At 47.4% G+C, this 16,476-nt stretch carries 11 protein-coding genes; 6 read left to right on the forward strand and 5 right to left on the reverse strand.

Annotated features, from left to right (window positions below; genetic code table 11):
• The first annotated feature begins 103 nt into the window (after nucleotides 1-103).
• From nrdA to D3795_RS03520, 4 genes are all read left to right on the forward strand, one after another.
• Nucleotides 104-2,443 (forward strand): class 1a ribonucleoside-diphosphate reductase subunit alpha, encoded by a 2,340-nt coding sequence (gene nrdA, locus D3795_RS03505; protein WP_156266288.1) that lies wholly within the window; start codon nucleotides 104-106, stop codon nucleotides 2,441-2,443.
• A gap of 37 nt (nucleotides 2,444-2,480) precedes the next feature.
• On the forward strand, nucleotides 2,481-3,611 hold the full coding sequence (gene nrdB / locus D3795_RS03510) for a class Ia ribonucleoside-diphosphate reductase subunit beta (RefSeq protein ID WP_156266290.1): 1,131 nt from the start codon (nucleotides 2,481-2,483) through the stop codon (nucleotides 3,609-3,611).
• Between the two features lie 7 nt (nucleotides 3,612-3,618).
• Nucleotides 3,619-3,882 carry a class I ribonucleotide reductase maintenance protein YfaE gene (gene yfaE / locus D3795_RS03515; RefSeq protein WP_156266292.1) on the forward strand — a complete coding sequence of 88 codons (264 nt, stop codon included), beginning with the start codon at nucleotides 3,619-3,621 and terminating at the stop codon, nucleotides 3,880-3,882.
• A 104-nt stretch (nucleotides 3,883-3,986) separates the two neighbouring features.
• On the forward strand, nucleotides 3,987-4,253 hold the full coding sequence (locus D3795_RS03520) for a GrxA family glutaredoxin (RefSeq protein WP_092854793.1): 267 nt from the start codon (nucleotides 3,987-3,989) through the stop codon (nucleotides 4,251-4,253).
• Here the strand turns inward: D3795_RS03520 and hrpA are convergent.
• Genes hrpA through D3795_RS03535 form a run of 3 tightly spaced genes read right to left on the reverse strand, consistent with a single transcriptional unit; the run spans nucleotide 4,239 to nucleotide 9,544 of the window.
• Nucleotides 4,239-7,979: an ATP-dependent RNA helicase HrpA gene (hrpA, locus tag D3795_RS03525; RefSeq protein WP_156266294.1), complete on the reverse strand. Its 3,741-nt coding sequence runs from the start codon at nucleotides 7,977-7,979 to the stop codon at nucleotides 4,239-4,241. The two genes, D3795_RS03520 and hrpA, sit on opposite strands and share 15 nt — an antisense overlap.
• A 56-nt stretch (nucleotides 7,980-8,035) precedes the next feature.
• Entirely contained in the window at nucleotides 8,036-8,455 is a 420-nt protein-coding gene (locus tag D3795_RS03530) for a CBS domain-containing protein (protein WP_156266296.1), read from the reverse strand.
• Between the two features lie 54 nt (nucleotides 8,456-8,509).
• The gene (locus tag D3795_RS03535; RefSeq protein ID WP_156266298.1) at nucleotides 8,510-9,544 is read right to left on the reverse strand and encodes an isoaspartyl peptidase/L-asparaginase family protein; all 1,035 of its coding nucleotides are present in this window, start codon (nucleotides 9,542-9,544) and stop codon (nucleotides 8,510-8,512) included.
• A gap of 287 nt (nucleotides 9,545-9,831) precedes the next feature.
• Here D3795_RS03535 and sbcB point away from each other — a divergent pair, with 287 nt between their 5' ends.
• Complete coding sequence (gene sbcB, locus D3795_RS03540) at nucleotides 9,832-11,265, forward strand: exodeoxyribonuclease I (RefSeq protein ID WP_156266300.1); 1,434 nt, start codon at nucleotides 9,832-9,834, stop codon at nucleotides 11,263-11,265.
• 26 nt (nucleotides 11,266-11,291) lie between these two features.
• Nucleotides 11,292-12,929, forward strand: coding sequence for a GMC family oxidoreductase (locus D3795_RS03545; RefSeq protein ID WP_156268937.1), 1,638 nt, complete (start codon nucleotides 11,292-11,294; stop codon nucleotides 12,927-12,929).
• Between the two features lie 5 nt (nucleotides 12,930-12,934).
• Here D3795_RS03545 and D3795_RS03550 read toward each other — a convergent pair whose 3' ends face one another.
• A complete protein-coding gene (locus D3795_RS03550; protein ID WP_156266302.1) occupies nucleotides 12,935-15,268 on the reverse strand; it encodes an efflux RND transporter permease subunit in 2,334 nt (777 codons plus the stop codon).
• A gap of 18 nt (nucleotides 15,269-15,286) precedes the next feature.
• Complete coding sequence (locus D3795_RS03555; RefSeq protein ID WP_173020980.1) at nucleotides 15,287-16,453, reverse strand: YCF48-related protein; 1,167 nt, start codon at nucleotides 16,451-16,453, stop codon at nucleotides 15,287-15,289.
• Between the last annotated feature and the right edge of the window lie 23 nt (nucleotides 16,454-16,476).

Below are 16,476 nucleotides of genomic sequence, written 5' to 3' on the forward strand. Positions count from 1 at the left end.
TAACCCAAGATATTGTGTAAAAAACGCACGAGCGACGTCCTGTCGCACCATATCTTGTGGCTACATAAAAAACACATAACAACAACGACTATGGATGCGCCTCATGAATCAACAGCTCTTCGTAACTAAGCGTAGCGGCGAACGTGAACCTTTGAACTTGGACAAAATCCACCGCGTTATTAGTTGGGCCGCAGAAGGCCTCAATGACGTCTCAGTGTCTCAAGTCGAAATCAAATCACACATTCAGTTTTACGATGGCATCAAAACTGAAGACATTCATGAAACCATTATCAAAGCAGCTGCCGACTTAATTTCTGAAGAGGCACCTGATTATCAGTATATGGCTGCGCGCTTGGCTATTTTCCATTTGCGCAAATTGGCATACGGCCAGTTCGAGCCACCACATTTGTTTGACCAAGTCACCAAAATGGTCGAGTCAGGCCGCTATGATAAGCACCTGCTAACCGACTACAGCAAAGAAGAATTCGAGCAAATGAATGATTTTATTGATCATTCACGCGATTTAAACTTCTCCTATGCTGCTGTGAAACAGCTCGAAGGTAAATACCTCGTTCAGAACCGTGTCACAGGTGATATCTACGAAAGTGCTCAATTTTTGTATGTGTTAGTTGCCGCGTGTTTGTTCGCCAACTATCCAAAAGAAACGCGCTTGGACTACGTCAAACGTTTTTACGACGCGACGTCGCTGTTCAAAATCTCGCTACCAACGCCAATTATGGCTGGCGTGCGCACACCAACTCGTCAATTCAGCTCGTGCGTATTAATTGAAGCAGGCGATAGCCTCGACTCGATTAACGCCACCGCGAGTGCCATTGTGAAATATGTGTCGCAACGTGCAGGTATTGGTATCAATGCCGGTCGTATTCGTGCACTCGGTAGCCCGATTCGTGGTGGTGAAGCGTTCCATACTGGTTGTATTCCATTCTATAAATACTTCCAAACGGCAGTGAAAAGCTGTTCACAAGGTGGTGTTCGTGGCGGCGCCGCGACCCTCTTCTACCCACTGTGGCACTTAGAAGTTGAGAGCCTATTGGTACTCAAGAACAACCGTGGTGTTGAAGAAAACCGCGTACGTCATCTAGATTACGGCGTACAGTTTAACCGTGTGATGTATCAACGCTTAATCAAAGATGATTACATCACCCTGTTTAGTCCATCAGACGTACCTGGTTTATACGACGCTTTCTTCGCCGACCAGGACGAGTTTGAGCGCTTGTACAAACAGTACGAAGCTGACGAATCAATTCGTAAGAAGCGCATTAAAGCCATTGAACTCTTTAGCTTGTTTATGCAAGAACGTGCGAGCACAGGCCGCATTTACTTGCAAAACGTTGACCATTGCAACACCCATAGCCCATTTGATCCGAAAGTGGCGCCGATTCGCCAGAGCAACTTATGTCTGGAAATCGCCCTGCCAACGAAGCCGTTGGCGCACGTGAACGATGAAGAAGGTGAAATTGCCCTGTGCACGCTGTCCGCCTTTAACTTAGGCGCGATCAACTCACTGGATGACTTAGAAGAGATGGCTGAATTAGCCGTGCGCGCGCTCGACAGCCTCCTCGATTACCAAGAATATCCGGTGCCGGCAGCGCGTAATGCCACCATGGGGCGCCGTACCTTAGGTATCGGTGTAATCAACTACGCGTATTATTTAGCGAAAAATGGTGTGCGTTATTCTGACGGGTCAGCGAATGGCCTCACGCACCGCACTTTCGAAGCCATTCAGTATTATCTGATGAAAGCGTCTATGAATTTGGCGAAGGAAATGGGTGCGTGTCCGAAGTTCAATGAAACAACGTACTCAAAAGGCATCATGCCAATTGATACCTACAAGAAAGATCTCGATACCGTGTGCAGCGAGCCGTTGCATTACGATTGGGATAGCTTGCGCGAAGATGTGAAGAAATATGGTATGCGCAACTCAACCTTGTCAGCGTTAATGCCATCTGAGACTTCGTCACAGATCTCAAACGCAACCAATGGTATTGAGCCGCCACGTGGCCATATTAGCGTTAAAGCTTCAAAAGACGGTATCACCAAGCAAGTAGTGCCTGAATACGAAACCTTGAAGCAAGCGTATGAATTACTTTGGCAAATTCCAAGTAACAAAGGTTACTTAGAGCTTGTCGGTATTATGCAGAAGTTCGTTGATCAAACCATTTCAGCAAATACCAACTACGATCCGAACAAGTTTGAAGCCGGCAAAGTGCCGATGAAGCAATTACTACAAGACCTGCTTTATGCTTACAAACTTGGCGTGAAAACATTGTATTACCACAACACGCGTGACGGTGCATCTGACAACCAGGTTGACCTACGCGATAAAGTTGAAGCCAAAACACGTGAAGTAGAAAACCAACAAGCAACCGTAGCCGTAGTTGAAGAAGACGACGATTGCGCCGGCGGTGCTTGCAAAATTTAACAACGTGGAACGGCCAACAATTAAGGTGCGCTAAACTATGAGTTATTCAACGTTTAATCAAAATCAGATTAACCCGCTACACGAACCGATGTTCTTTGGTAACTCGGTGAACGTGGCGCGTTATGACCAACAAAAACACAGTATTTTTGAAAAGCTCATCGAGAAACAAATCAGCTTCTTCTGGCGTCCAGAAGAAGTTGACGTGAGCCGCGATCGCGTTGACTTTCAGGCGCTGACTGAAAGCGAGAAGCACATTTTTATTTCGAACCTGAAATATCAAACGCTACTGGATTCAGTACAAGGCCGCAGCCCGAACATAGCGTTGCTGCCAATTGTATCGATTCCAGAACTTGAAACCTGGATTGAGACGTGGTCGTTCTTTGAAACCATTCATTCGCGCTCATATACGCACATTTTGCGTAACCTCTTTACTGATCCGAGTGAAGTTTTTGAAGACATCGTGATCAACGAAGAAATTCAAAAGCGCGCTATCGACATCTCGCAATACTATGACGATTTGATTTTCTACACCCAGCTTTGGCAAACCCACGGCGAAGGTGAATGGGAAGTTGATGGCGAAATGCATACGGTTAGCATGCGCGAGCTGAAGAAGAAGCTTTTCTTGTGTATCAACTCAGTCAATGCGCTTGAAGCGATTCGTTTCTACGTAAGTTTTGCCTGTACGTTTGCCTTTGCTGAGCGCGATTTAATGGAAGGTAATTCCAAGATCATTCGTTTGATTGCTCGCGACGAAAACCTTCACTTGGTTTCAACCCAGCAAATTTTAAATCTGTGGCAATACGGCAAAGACGACCCTGAAATGAAAGAAATTGCAGAAGAGCTTCGCGACGAAGCACTCGCGATTTTCATGAAGGCCGTTGAACAAGAAAAACAATGGGCGCACTACCTGTTCCGCAACGGTTCAATGATTGGTTTGAACGAAGAAATGCTCTGCCAATACGTTGAATATATTGCCAATATGCGAATGGAAGCCATTGGCTTTGACGCACCATTCAAACAGCGTAGCAACCCATTACCATGGATGAATAAGTATCTTGTTTCTGACAACGTTCAAGTTGCACCACAGGAGGCTGAAATTACGTCTTACTTAGTGGGCCAAATCGATAGCGAAGTAAGTGCCGCCGATTTGGGAGACTTCGAACTTTAATCATCCCATGAGCCAGCTTTTTAAGGTTAAAGTCAACGGTCAGCACGAGCTGACCGTTGATGCTTCACAAGGTACAACTCTGCTTGAAGCGATGGAGCAAGCCGGCTTAGAACCGCATTACCATTGTCGCAATGGCTTCTGTGGCGCTTGTCGAGTGCAACTTGTCAGCGGTGAAGTTGATTACGTGAACGACCCACTCGCATTTATCCGCCCTGGCGACTGCCTTGCCTGCTGCTGTACTGCAAAAACCGACCTCGAAATTAATCAATAAATCGACAAAATCGATAATCTATATCAACGAAACCCATTGGCATCTCATCGCTGTTTATAGGAAAATACACGGTAATTATCGCTTTTAAAAAACAGGAGTAGCGAATGTTTACTGTGATTTTTGGTCGCCCAGGCTGCCCATTCTGCGTACGCGCGAAACAAATTGCTGAAAAATTAGCAGAAGATCGTGACGATTTTGAGTTTCGTTACATCGACATGCACGCCGAAGGCATCAGCAAGGCTGACTTAGAAAAAACTGTGGGTAAGCCAGTATTAACCGTGCCGCAAATCTTTATTGATGAGCAGCACATTGGTGGTTGTGATGATTTTGAAGCGTATTCACGCGCCAATTTAGGTTTATACGCTAGTTAAAGCTTGTCGTACTCGTTTCTCAGAGATTGGGAAACGAGTGCCTAGAGTTTGCGCAAACAAACTCACTCGCAGTTCCTCAATCATCCAACGAATGTCTTTAACCGCTTCCGGTATCTCCTGCCCCTTCTGGAATTTCGCTAGTAGCGCTTGATAATCTTGTTGAAGCCCAGTGACTACCAACGTGTGCAACCGATCTTTATTCGGATCAACCGGTAACTTTTCAAGACGGCGCTCAATCGCCTGTAAATACCGCACGATATCCGGCAGTCGGGCAGCGCCAACATCGCTGACAAAGCCACGATAGACAAGATGATCCAGCTGATCTTTAATGTCGCCATGCGCCTGAATTTGGTCCAGACTCACCTTGCCTTTCAAGCGTTTTCGAATGGTTTGGCTTCGTATTAAACACGGCTCGACCAAGGTGGCAATGGCAGAGACACGCTCATTTAGCTCCGCTCGAGCAACCTCATAGAGCTGTCGGAATGTTTCAGCATCACGTGCGCTATTCGCATCAATCATCTCATCTAAGGCAGCAATAATGCAGTCGTTGATCAAATCATCAACTTTTCCCCAAGGGTTGTAATACATCGCCAACTTCGCTTTGTTTGACAGCGATTGCTGTAAATAACGAACCGGTGAAGGTAACTGTGCTAGAAGTAGTTGGCGTAAGCCCTGTCGATGCGCCTGCTGCGCTTGTGCGGGTGTATCAAACAACTCTTGGCGTACGCCTTCGCCATCAGGAACCAGCGCAGGATAAGCTTTAATGGCGTAACCTTGCTGTTGCTTCTCAAGCGTATCTGGCAATTCGCCAAATACCCATTCTGTGGCAACCTTCTGTGTTGGCTCAGTTCGCTGCACCGCGCGCTTGAGCGCATGTTTCACTTGCCCTTGCATTGTTTGTTGCAAGCTTTCTAAGTCACGACTCATCCGTAAAGTTTCACCGCGATCATCTATCACCGCATAATTCATTCGCAAGTGCTGTGGCAGTTGTGTCGCATCCCAAGCGTCTGCAGGAATAGTTACTCCCGTCATACGCCGTAACTTGGCAGCTAAAGCCTCTAGTAATGGTATGTTTGCAATTAATTCAGCACTGCAGTCAGCCAAGAATGCTTGCGCATAGTTCGGCGCTGGCACAAAGTTGCGGCGTAATGCCTTCGGCAATGATTTAATCCAAGCGACGACCAAATCATGTCGCAATGCCGGAATTAACCAATCAAATCCGTGCGTCGTGATCTGGTTTAGTAGCGCCAGAGGCACTTCAACCGTCACTCCATCATCCGCGGCATTCGGATCGAAGACGTAACGTAACTTAAGGCGCAGATTACCTTGTTGCCAAGTCTCAGGGTAATCCAACTCGGTAACATGGGACGCATCCTGCGCCATTAAATCATCGCGTTCAAAGCGCAATAGCTTCGGTTCTTGTTTGACCGCCTTGTACCACCAACCAGTTAGTAGCTGCTCGTTATAGATACCAGCAGGAATCTCACGGTCATAAGCGTCAAATAGCGCTTCGTCATCAATCAGAATGTCGCGACGGCGTGATTTTTCTTCTAACTTTCGTACATCGTCAATAAGCGCGCGGTTATGTGCAATAAAGGGTAAGTCACGACTTAACTGGCCTTGCACTAGACCTTCACGAATGAAAATCTCACGCGCGCCAGCAGCATTTACCGGACCGTATTGAACTTTACGACGCGGCACAATAATCAGGCCAAATAACGTCACCTGCTCGTCGGCAATCACTGAGCCCTGCTTCTTCGAGAAGTGCGGCTCAAAATAATTCCGCTTCACCAAGTGCATCGCCGCCGGTTCAATCCATTCAGGCTCAATACGCGCGTTCATGCGGGCAAACAAGCGCGAGGTTTCTACCAACTCCGCTGCCATCACCCATTTCGGCGACTTTTTGAATAAGCCAGAACCTGGAAAAATATAAAACTTGCGATTACGTGCACCGAGGTACTCATGGCCTTCCTGCTTCTGGCCCAATTGAGACAACATACCGGTTAGCAGTGCACGGTGAACCGCTTCGTACGAGGCTGGTTCTTGATTAATTCGAAACCCTAAGCCACGCACGGTCTGACGCACTTGCGTATATACATCCTGCCATTCGCGTACGCGAAGAAAGTGCAAAAATTCTTGCTTTAAACGTTTCCTGAATTGCGTTTTAGACAACTCATGTTGCAATTCGGACAAGTAACCCCAAAGCTTTAGAAAGCCCATAAAATCAGAATCTTTATCATGGAATCGCTGATGCAATTCATCTGCTTTTTGCGAACCTTGCTGTGGTCGCTCACGCGGGTCTTGAATACTCAATGCCGCCACAATGACCATCACTTCCTGCATACAGCCATATTCATTAGCCGCCAATACCATGCGAGCCAATCGCGGATCCAACGGTAATTGTGCTAACTGACGACCAACAGCCGTTAACCGCGGACCTTGATAACCACCGCGTGATTTTTGACGATTCTGCCGACGGCCACTCGGCGCAATCGCATGCAGTTCTTGGAGCAAGTTAACCCCATCATTGATATAGCGTTCATCGGGCCGTTCAATGAATGGAAACTTGCGAATATCACCTAGCTTCGCCGAGGTCATTTGCAGAATAACTGCCGCAAGATTGGTGCGAAGTATTTCAGGATCGGTGTATTCAGGGCGAGCGAGAAAATCCTCCTCACTATATAACCGAATACATATCCCAGGGGCTACCCGACCACATCGCCCTGCCCGCTGATTGGCACTAGCTTGCGAGATTTTCTCAATTGGAAGACGTTGTACTTTGGTGCGATAACTGTAACGACTGATACGTGCGGTACCCGGATCGATGACATAACGAATACCCGGAACAGTTAGAGATGTTTCGGCAACGTTTGTGGCAATGACCACGCGACGCATACTATGTGGTTGAAATATGCGGTTTTGCTCAGCTGCTGATAAACGGGCAAATAACGGTAATATTTCCGTGTTTGCCAAATTCAGTTCACCAATCGCTTCAGCAAAATCTCGAATTTCACGTTCACCACTGGCAAAAATCAGCACGTCACCCGAGGCTTCGCGCTGTAACTCTTGCACGGCATCACAAACGCCTTGCACAACATCTAAATCATCATCATTGGTATCGGCATCTTGTAGCGGACGATAACGAATTTCTACAGGGTAAGTGCGTCCGCTGACCGTAATGATTGGCGCCGCATTAAAATGTTTCGAAAAACGCTCGGTTTCAATGGTAGCCGAGGTAATGATCAGTTTTAACTCAGATCTTTTCGGCAATAAAGTCGATAAGACACCGAGTAGAAAATCGATGTTCAGACTGCGCTCATGCGCTTCATCAATAATAATTGCATCGTATTTTGACAGCAGACGATCGGTTTGTAGTTCAGCCAGCAACATCCCGTCAGTCACTAGCTTAATCCGCGTTCCCGCTGCTGTTTCGTCTTGAAATCGAACTTTGTAACCAACCACTGAACCTAATTCGGTTTGCAGTTCTTGGGCAATCCGTGCGGCAACACTGCGAGCGGCTAATCGGCGCGGTTGCGTATGACCTATCATGCGCCCTTCATCCGCATTACCATAGCCCATCTCAAGTAGCATTTTAGGTAACTGAGTTGTTTTACCAGAGCCCGTTTCACCAGCAATAATCACCACTTGGTGTTTCGCAATGGCGGTTTGAATGGTCTGTTTTTCTTGTACGACAGGTAAGTCAGCTGGAAATTGAATGGCGCGCACGTCAGTCCTAGGTCATTAAAAAGCTGACGCTAGTTTACCAGCGTCAGCTGTTGATGTTAACGGCGAGAATACCCATCACGTAAATGTAAATCGATTGCCCGCAACACATCGGTTCGTGTGATCACACCGATCAATTGGCGCTCCGCATCAACTACCGGGTACATTTTGGGCTTATTGGCAGTCATTTGCTGCGCCAAATCGGTTACCGATGAATCGGCATCGATCGTCACGACATCGCCTCGATACATGCAGTCGCCAACCGTCGCGCTTTGCTCATTGTGGTACGTATCACGTAGCATAGTGGCTAAACAGTCTTGTTCGGACAAAAAGCCAACTAACTTATGTTGCGCATCGACCACCGGACCGCCACGCTGATTGCTTTGCAGCAACACTGAAACGGCGGCTTCAATCGACATCTCCGGCGAAAAACTCACCGGATGCCGATTCATATAATCAACTACTTTTAACGAATGCATGATGTACCTCTCTTGCGTTGAACCTAAAGTTGAACAACCATGCATTCAGTATAGTCAATCGTTGTAGATGGCAACCTCGGCAGGTGCGTTACCGATACGTTTCGCTCGGTACATGCCCTCAGTATTAAATGGCATGTGCACATTGCCATCTTTATCAACAATTATCACACCGCCCGTACCACCTTGCGGTAGCAACACATCATGAATCACGGTGTCACCCGCAGTGACAACGTCAACTTGTTGATACTTCATACGCGAACAAATGTCTGCCGCGACATGATAACGAATAAAATATTCGCCATGCCCGGTGGCAGAAACCGCACAACTGTCATTATCTGCCCAGGTGCCTGCGCCAATAATCGGTGAATCGCCAATACGACCATAGCGCTTACCCGTCATACCGCCGGTTGATGTGGCTGCGGCAAGATTTCCGTGCTTGTCGCGAGCTACAGCACCAACCGTGCCGTATTTGAAGTTATCGTCCATGTCCACCCAAGCTTGCTTATCCTGCGGGTTACCAACTTGCTCTTTCATGCGCTGAAGCGCTTTAAAACGGGCTTCGGTGTTGAAGTAACTGTTGTCAACCTGCTCAAGGCCTTGCTCACGCGAAAACTGCTCCGCGCCGGCACCACTCAGCATCACGTGCACCGACTCTTCCATCACTTTGCGAGCTAACGCAATGGGGCTTTTTACTGTTTTTACGCTTGCAACCGCACCCGCTTCACGCGTTTTGCCATCCATAATTGACGCATCAAGCTCGTGCTCGCCCTCCCAGTTATAAACAGCACCAACGCCAGCATTAAATAACGGTGAGGCTTCCATGATCTGAACCGCAGCAATAACCGCATCCATACTGGTACCACCGTTCGCTAGAACCGCGTGCCCAGCATTAATCGCTTCATTCAATTTAGCTTTATACGCTCGCTCTCGCTCCGGAGTCATGCTTTCACGAGTAATCGTGCCAGCACCACCATGAATGGCGATAGAAAAGATTTCATCAGTAGCTTTCTTTCCATGGTCGTGAGCAATAGCAGTATTTGCTGCCATACCAAACAAGCCCATAGCGGCAATAAGTGCGATACGTTTCATAAAAACCTCGTTGTTCGTTAATCGTTAATCGTTATTCGTTATTCGTTATTCGTTGTTAGTTTTTCGATACTAGCAGAGTTGTGAACTTCGAATACAGTTGTTCTAACGCTTTAGCTTTTCGTTTTACCGCTTTTATCATTTCCGAATAACGAATAACGATTAACGAATAACGCCTTTGCTTTTGTTTCCGAATAACGAGTAACCAATAACGAATAACGCCTTTGCTCTCGACTTTTATTCAGTTAATCTGAGGGTAAGAATTTCAACAAAAACATCACGGATCTTAAATGACTCAGCCAACCTTCTATTGGCACGACTACGAAACTTGGGGTGCGAATCCGCAAACCGATCGACCAGCACAATTTGCTGGATTACGAACCACCCTAGAATTTGAACCCGTTGGTCGACCGTTAACCATTTTTTGCCAACCCACGCCTGATTTCCTGCCGCATCCGCAAGCCGTTATGATTACGGGTATTACGCCGCAGCACGCCTTGGCACAAGGGATGAATGAAGCGGCATTTGCTGAGAAAATTGCAACGCAAATGAGCGAGCCAAACACCACGGTCATTGGCTACAACAACATTGCATTTGACGACGAAGTCACGCGGCATTTGTTTTATCGTAATTTTATTGACCCTTATGCACACACTTGGCAAGACAATAATTCGCGTTGGGATTTGATTGATCTCATGCGAGCTTGTTATGCATTACGCCCCGAAGGCATTGAATGGCCGTATCATGATGACGGTCGCGTCAGCATGCGCCTCGAAGACTTAACCCGTGTGAATGGTATTGAACATGGCCAAGCGCACGATGCGATGGCGGATGTGTATGCCACTATCGAAATGGCAAAAAAGGTAAAACAAGCGCAGCCCCGATTATTTGATTACGCCTACGGCATGCGTCGCAAGCAAGCGGTGAAAGAACTCGTACAACTTACTACCTTCGCCCCTCTAGCCCACGTAAGTGGCTTTTATGGCGCTCACAACGGCTATCTCAGCGTGATTATGCCGTTGGCTTATCACCCAGAGCAACCCAACACCGTCGTTTATTGGGATCTTCGTTGTGACCCACAAGAGTTCATCGCACTGAGTGAAGAAGCCATGATTGAGCGGCGCTTCACGCGCCGCGCCACGCTACAGGAACAGAACATAACACCTTTTGGTGGCGGTCAATTTGCCATCAACAAATGTCCGTTCGTTGCGCCTCTCAAAGTTATCGATGACTCTGCACAATCGCGCTGGCAAATTAACTTAGCCCGATTAGAACAACATCGACTATATTTGATTTCGAATCCGGCGTTACGCGAACGTATTGTGGCCGCGTGTAGCTTTGCCCGAGAATTTGAAACCGTTACCGACCCAGATTTGATGTTGTATAGCGGTGACTTCTTCAGCGATCAAGATCGCTCAAACATGGCAATTATACGCGCCACTGAACCCGACCAACTTGCTGGTCTTGAACTTAATTTTGCAGATGCCCGTCTCAATGAAATGCTCTTTCGATATCGTGCGCGTAATTTCCCAAGCACGTTGAATGATAGCGAGCTCCATCGCTGGCGCGCATTTTGCCAGCAGCGCTTGCTTCAACCACCAGGACGCGCGTTAAGTGCGGAACAATTCATGCAAGAATTAGAACAAGCGTCGGTTCAATATGCCGATTCGACGAAACACATGCGATTACTCAACGATCTGTATCGCTACGTGCAGAGTCTTTAATAATCAACAAACCACGAGATGGCGTGATGAACCAAGCGGCGTTGCATTTTGATTACATTATTGTCGGCGGTGGCACAGCGGGTTGTGTACTCGCCGACCGACTTACTGCTTGCGGAAACTACCGTGTTGCCTTGTTTGAAGCTGGCGGCGAAGGTCAATCACCGTTTAGCGATATGCCTGGCGGCGTGATTCGGTTCATGCACAGCAAAGCCTTCAATTGGCTCTATCGTAGCGCTGACAAACCACCGCTGCGCAACGGCAAAGGTCTTTACACCCCACGCGGCAAGGGTCTCGGTGGAAGTAGTTTAATTAATGCCATGATTTATACCCGCGGCGTTGCGAGCGATTACGACCATTGGGCCTCGGTGAGCTCAGCTGATTGGGGCTGGCAAAACGTTCTTGAGCGTTTTCGTAAACTAGAGTGCAACCAACGCGGCGCCAATGACTTCCACGGTGCCGATGGCCCATTAAAAGTCAGTGATGTTCCCGTTTATTTTACGGCTGCGAAAAAGTTTGTTGAGGCTGGTGTTGCTGCGGGTATCCCGTTTAATCCTGACTTTAACGGTGAGCAGCTTTACGGCGTTGGGCCATTTCAGTTTACAATTTTTGAGAATGCACGTTTCAGTGCTCGAAAAGCATTTCTTGAACCGGCGCGCCAACGCTCAAATTTAACGGTTTTTACGCACAGCTTGGTGGAGCGTATTACCATTGAAGGTTCCGGCGAGAATAAACGCGCCAATGGTATTCAATTTCGCCAGCGCGGTAAGGCCTATGTTGCGTCCGCGCATCGTGAAGTGATTGTTGCTGGTGGCGCGATCAATTCACCGCAAATATTATTGCTCTCTGGTATTGGCCCTAAAGATCAACTCGAACAACATGGTATACCTGTCGTGGCCAACAGCCCTGAGGTTGGTAAGAACCTACAAGATCATGTCGATGTGATGATTCATTACCGGAATAAACGTAAGGATGGTATCAGCATCACTCCCCGAGGTGCACTGAAAATGGCTGCCGCCTGGTGGCAATATAAACGTCACAAAACAGGGCCGTTGACTGTTTCCCCAGCCGAGGTCGGTGGTTTTATTAAAAGCCAGCCTGATCTTAATGATCCTGACCTACAACTGCACTTCGTTTCAACGCGATTTAACGACAGTGGCTGGGATTTATGGCCGGCATTGACCCACGGCTACGCGTGCCATGTGTGCGTACTGCGACCACAAGCGCGGGGTGAGTTGCGTCTGGTAAATCTCGATCCGGCTCATCCACCGCACTTTGAATACAATTTCCTCGATAATGAGGCCGATAAAGCTGCCCTGCTCTCGGGGGTTAAACAAGTTCGAGAAATTATGAATCAAAAGCCGTTGCAGTCGCACAATGGTGGCGAGGTTTGGCCTGGTGAGGCAACTTCAGATGAGGCGTTACTGGAACGAATTACCGCGAATATCGGCTTGATCTATCACCCAACCAGCACCTGCCGTATGGGCAACGATGTCAACGCCGTGGTTGACCCGCAGCTGCGGGTGAATGGCGTGAGAAACTTGCGCGTTATTGACGCATCAATTATGCCAACTGTCGTTAGCGGCAATACCAATGCACCAACCATGGTAATTGCAGATATAGGCGCCGACTTTATACTCGCCGACGCCGAATCTGTTGTGAACTAAATCAATTAATGAATTTGCTTGCCGAAGCGCGCAAAGAATCGCGCCAAGGCTGGTATGAGAATGAGTGCACCTAACATGTTCCAGAGGAACATAAAGGTCAGCAAAATACCCATATCGGCTTGGAATTTAATCGGTGAGAAAATCCAAGTCGCCACACCAATCGCTAGCGTTAAACCGGTGAAACCTACGGCTTTACCTGTGCTGTCTAACGCATATTTGTAGCTATCGTTCAGGTGCTTGCCTTGCGCCAAGCCTTCACGAATTTTGGTGTAGATATAAATACCGTAATCTACGCCAATACCAACACCCAGTGCAATTACCGGCAGCGTTGCTACTTTCACCCCAATACCCAGCACGGCCATTAAGCCTTGGCTCATGATGGTGGTTAACATCAACGGCAATACAATACAGGTTACGGTGCGAATACTGCGGAACGTAATCAAACACAGCACAATCACCACGCCGTACACCCATAGAAGCATTTTGGTCTGCGCTGACTCAATCACTGAGTTCGTTGCCGCTTCAATACCTGAATTACCTGCGGCCATCAGCAAATCTAAGCCTTCTTGCTGATACTGCTGGTTAAAGCTATTCACCGAGGCGACGACCGTTTGCAACGTTTCAGCTTTATGATCGTTCAAATAGATAATAATTGGCGCCATAGAACAATCAGGGTTAATTAAACCTGGTGGTGTGCGGCCTGTATTCGCATTCAATACATATTGATTGCGATTCAAGCTAAACCATTTCAGGTTACCCTCGTTTAACCCAAATGAGCCCATTTTCGCGACATAGACAACCGATTTCACGTCTTGTACGCCAGGCGTATTCTCCATGTGCCAGCTAAAGCGATCCATCAGCTCTAAGTTGTCATAGGCAATACATTGGCTTGGTGCGGTTTCTGCCATGACAACGAAAATATCCGTACTTGAGCTGTAATTATCAACAATGAATTTATTATCAAGGTTGTAACGGCTATCAGGACGAAGCTCTGGTGCACCGGCATCTAAATCGCCAATCTTCATTTGCTGGCTGTAAACCAGACCCCAAGTTAAACCAATCAATGCCACAACTAACGCACTGTAAGCCCACTTCGGTTGCGAGAAGCGCCCAAAGAAAGCCAACATAGGGTGTTGCTCCTCACGTGTGGTACGCATGTACTCAACACCCTTCGGAGACACGCCAGTGTATGACATGATGATTGGCAACAGACCTAAGTTGGTCAAGACCACTACTGCCACACCAATACTTGCTGCAATGGCTAGCTCTTGAATCACTTCAATATCAATCACCATCAAGGTGGTGAAACCAATCGCATCAGAAATGAGTGCTGTTAAACCGGCAATATACAGAGAGCGGAAAGCGAGGCTGCTTGCGGCGAATTTATCATGGCCATCAACTCGGTTGTTACTGATTGCATTAATAATTTGCACACCGTGACTCACGCCTATTGCGAACACCAAGAACGGCACCAGCATGGAGTACGGGTTAATGCCCGACCCAATTAACTTGATAATACCGAGCTGCCACACAACGGCGATAATCGAACATGACAGCACCGCAAAGGCACTACGCCAGCAGCGGCTGTACCAGAACAGCATCAATAATGTGATGACAATCGCAATCACGAAGAACAAGCCGACTTGGTAAGCACCCTCGATCAAATCACCAATCACTTTGGCAAAACCAGTGATGTGAATTTTCACGTTCTCGGTTTGATATTTGTCGCGAATACGTTCTTCGAGCTGTTGTGAAAACTGCTGATAATCGAGTGCTTCACCAGTATCTGGGTTCACTTCATTCAGCGGTACTAATATCAATGCTGACTTAAAGTTATTCGCAACTAAGTTACCAACTTCTCCCGAGCGCAATACGTTGGTACGCAGCTGGTCTAGCGAACGCTCTGATGCATCCCAATTATCTGGAATGACCGGGCCACCGACGAAACCTTCTTCTGTTACTTCACTCCAACGGACATTCGGCGTCCAAATGCTTTTTAAGCCACTGCGGTTAACGCCCGGAATAAAAAACACTTCATCGGTAATTTCTTGCAAGGTTTTTTGGAATTCAGGCGTAAAGATATCGCCGTCAGTGGTTTCAACAGCAATACGCACCACGTTACCTAAACTGGAAAGGTCTTCTTGGTGCTTAAAGTAGTTTTGAATAAATTCGTGCTTCGTTGGAATCATTTTTGTGAAGCTTGCTTCAGGACGAACCTGACTGGCATGCCACGCCAAAAACGCAGTCAGCACCGCGAATATCACAAACCACAATGGACGAAAGTTGAAGAGCGCGCGCTCTAACCACACGCTTTTTGACTCAATAGACTGTTCAGACATGCTGCTATTGTTCCTTTATTATTCTTGGGTTTGTGCTGAAGATTCCGATTCAAAATCGGCAATTTCGAGTACGCCGCGCTGACCAACAACCGTCAAGCGACCATCGTCATGGGCTACAAGGTCAGTAAGGGCAGCACCAGAGCTGTGGGTCATCTGCTTAATATTACCTGCGGTATCAACCCAGCCAATAACGCCGGCATTGCCAACCAAATAAACACCACCGTTGGGAGCATCAACCACTGAGTTAATATTCACGTTGTCAGGTAATTTAATTTGATTGAAGCTGTCGCCTTGGTCATCGCTGACAAAAATATTGCCGCGTAAACCAACTACCCAGAGGCGGTTTTTGCTATCCACATGCAAACCAAAAAATGAGCCGTAATACGGCGAATCGAGCAATTCCCAAGAATCACCGAGGTCTGCACTACGGAAAAGTTGCCCTGCTTCACCCGCGACATACACATATTGATCATCAGAACTTAAAGCATTTAAGTGATAGCCGTCAGGGTTTTCCAAACGATCATCAAGAATATCCCAGCTTTCACCGCCGTCACGTGACCGAATCAGTGTACCATAGGCGCCTACTGCAAAAATCACATCTTGGCTTACTGCACGAACGTCTAAAAATGGTTTGGTCGGACCTTCAGCGTCTGCGGCTTGCGCCATTTCCAACAAAAATGATGCGTTATCTAGTGCAAACGCTAATTCATCTTCGGCATCGGCATCAGAACCATCAAGGCTATCGAGTTCAGCGGTTAATTCATCTACAACATTTTGAAAATGCTGTTGTTGCAATTCGATAAACTCAAAGCCATTTAACTGCACTTCCCAACTTTTGCCACCGTCTTTCGTTGCAGCAATTACGCCATGATGGCCAACAGCCCAACCATGATCGGCATCAACAAAATCCACCGAGGTAAATAATACACTGGTTGGCACATCGGCTTGCTGCCATTCATTCTGGCCAGCTGCACGGTAAAGCACGACGCCGTAGTCACCAACGGCTACCGTATAATTATCGGTTTGGGTAATTTCGGTAAGCACCGCTTTCGATGCTTTTGCGGCCTTCATTGCTGGTGCATTAATTACTTCATAATCAGTAATCGTGTCTGCATTCGCAAACGTGGGCGCGCCATATAAGGCCGCGATTACTGCTGCACCAGCACAAGCTGTCGCTTTTATCATGGAACCCTCGTAAAAATTCTGAG

The organism is Pseudidiomarina andamanensis (assembly GCF_009734345.1).
In the GTDB taxonomy this organism is placed as follows: domain Bacteria; phylum Pseudomonadota; class Gammaproteobacteria; order Enterobacterales; family Alteromonadaceae; genus Pseudidiomarina; species Pseudidiomarina andamanensis.

Excerpts from the sequence above, each read along its gene's own strand:
- D3795_RS03535 (WP_156266298.1), bottom strand. The coding sequence starts at position 9,544 with ATGAAACGTATCGCACTTATTGCCGCTATGGGCTTGTTTGGTATGGCA.
- D3795_RS03550 (WP_156266302.1), bottom strand. The coding sequence starts at position 15,268 with ATGTCTGAACAGTCTATTGAGTCAAAAAGCGTGTGGTTAGAGCGCGCG.
- sbcB (WP_156266300.1), top strand. The coding sequence starts at position 9,832 with ATGACTCAGCCAACCTTCTATTGGCACGACTACGAAACTTGGGGTGCG.
- D3795_RS03555 (WP_173020980.1), bottom strand. The coding sequence starts at position 16,453 with ATGATAAAAGCGACAGCTTGTGCTGGTGCAGCAGTAATCGCGGCCTTA.
- yfaE (WP_156266292.1), top strand. The coding sequence starts at position 3,619 with ATGAGCCAGCTTTTTAAGGTTAAAGTCAACGGTCAGCACGAGCTGACC.
- D3795_RS03520 (WP_092854793.1), top strand. The coding sequence starts at position 3,987 with ATGTTTACTGTGATTTTTGGTCGCCCAGGCTGCCCATTCTGCGTACGC.
- D3795_RS03530 (WP_156266296.1), bottom strand. The coding sequence starts at position 8,455 with ATGCATTCGTTAAAAGTAGTTGATTATATGAATCGGCATCCGGTGAGT.
- nrdA (WP_156266288.1), top strand. The coding sequence starts at position 104 with ATGAATCAACAGCTCTTCGTAACTAAGCGTAGCGGCGAACGTGAACCT.
- nrdB (WP_156266290.1), top strand. The coding sequence starts at position 2,481 with ATGAGTTATTCAACGTTTAATCAAAATCAGATTAACCCGCTACACGAA.
- D3795_RS03545 (WP_156268937.1), top strand. The coding sequence starts at position 11,292 with ATGAACCAAGCGGCGTTGCATTTTGATTACATTATTGTCGGCGGTGGC.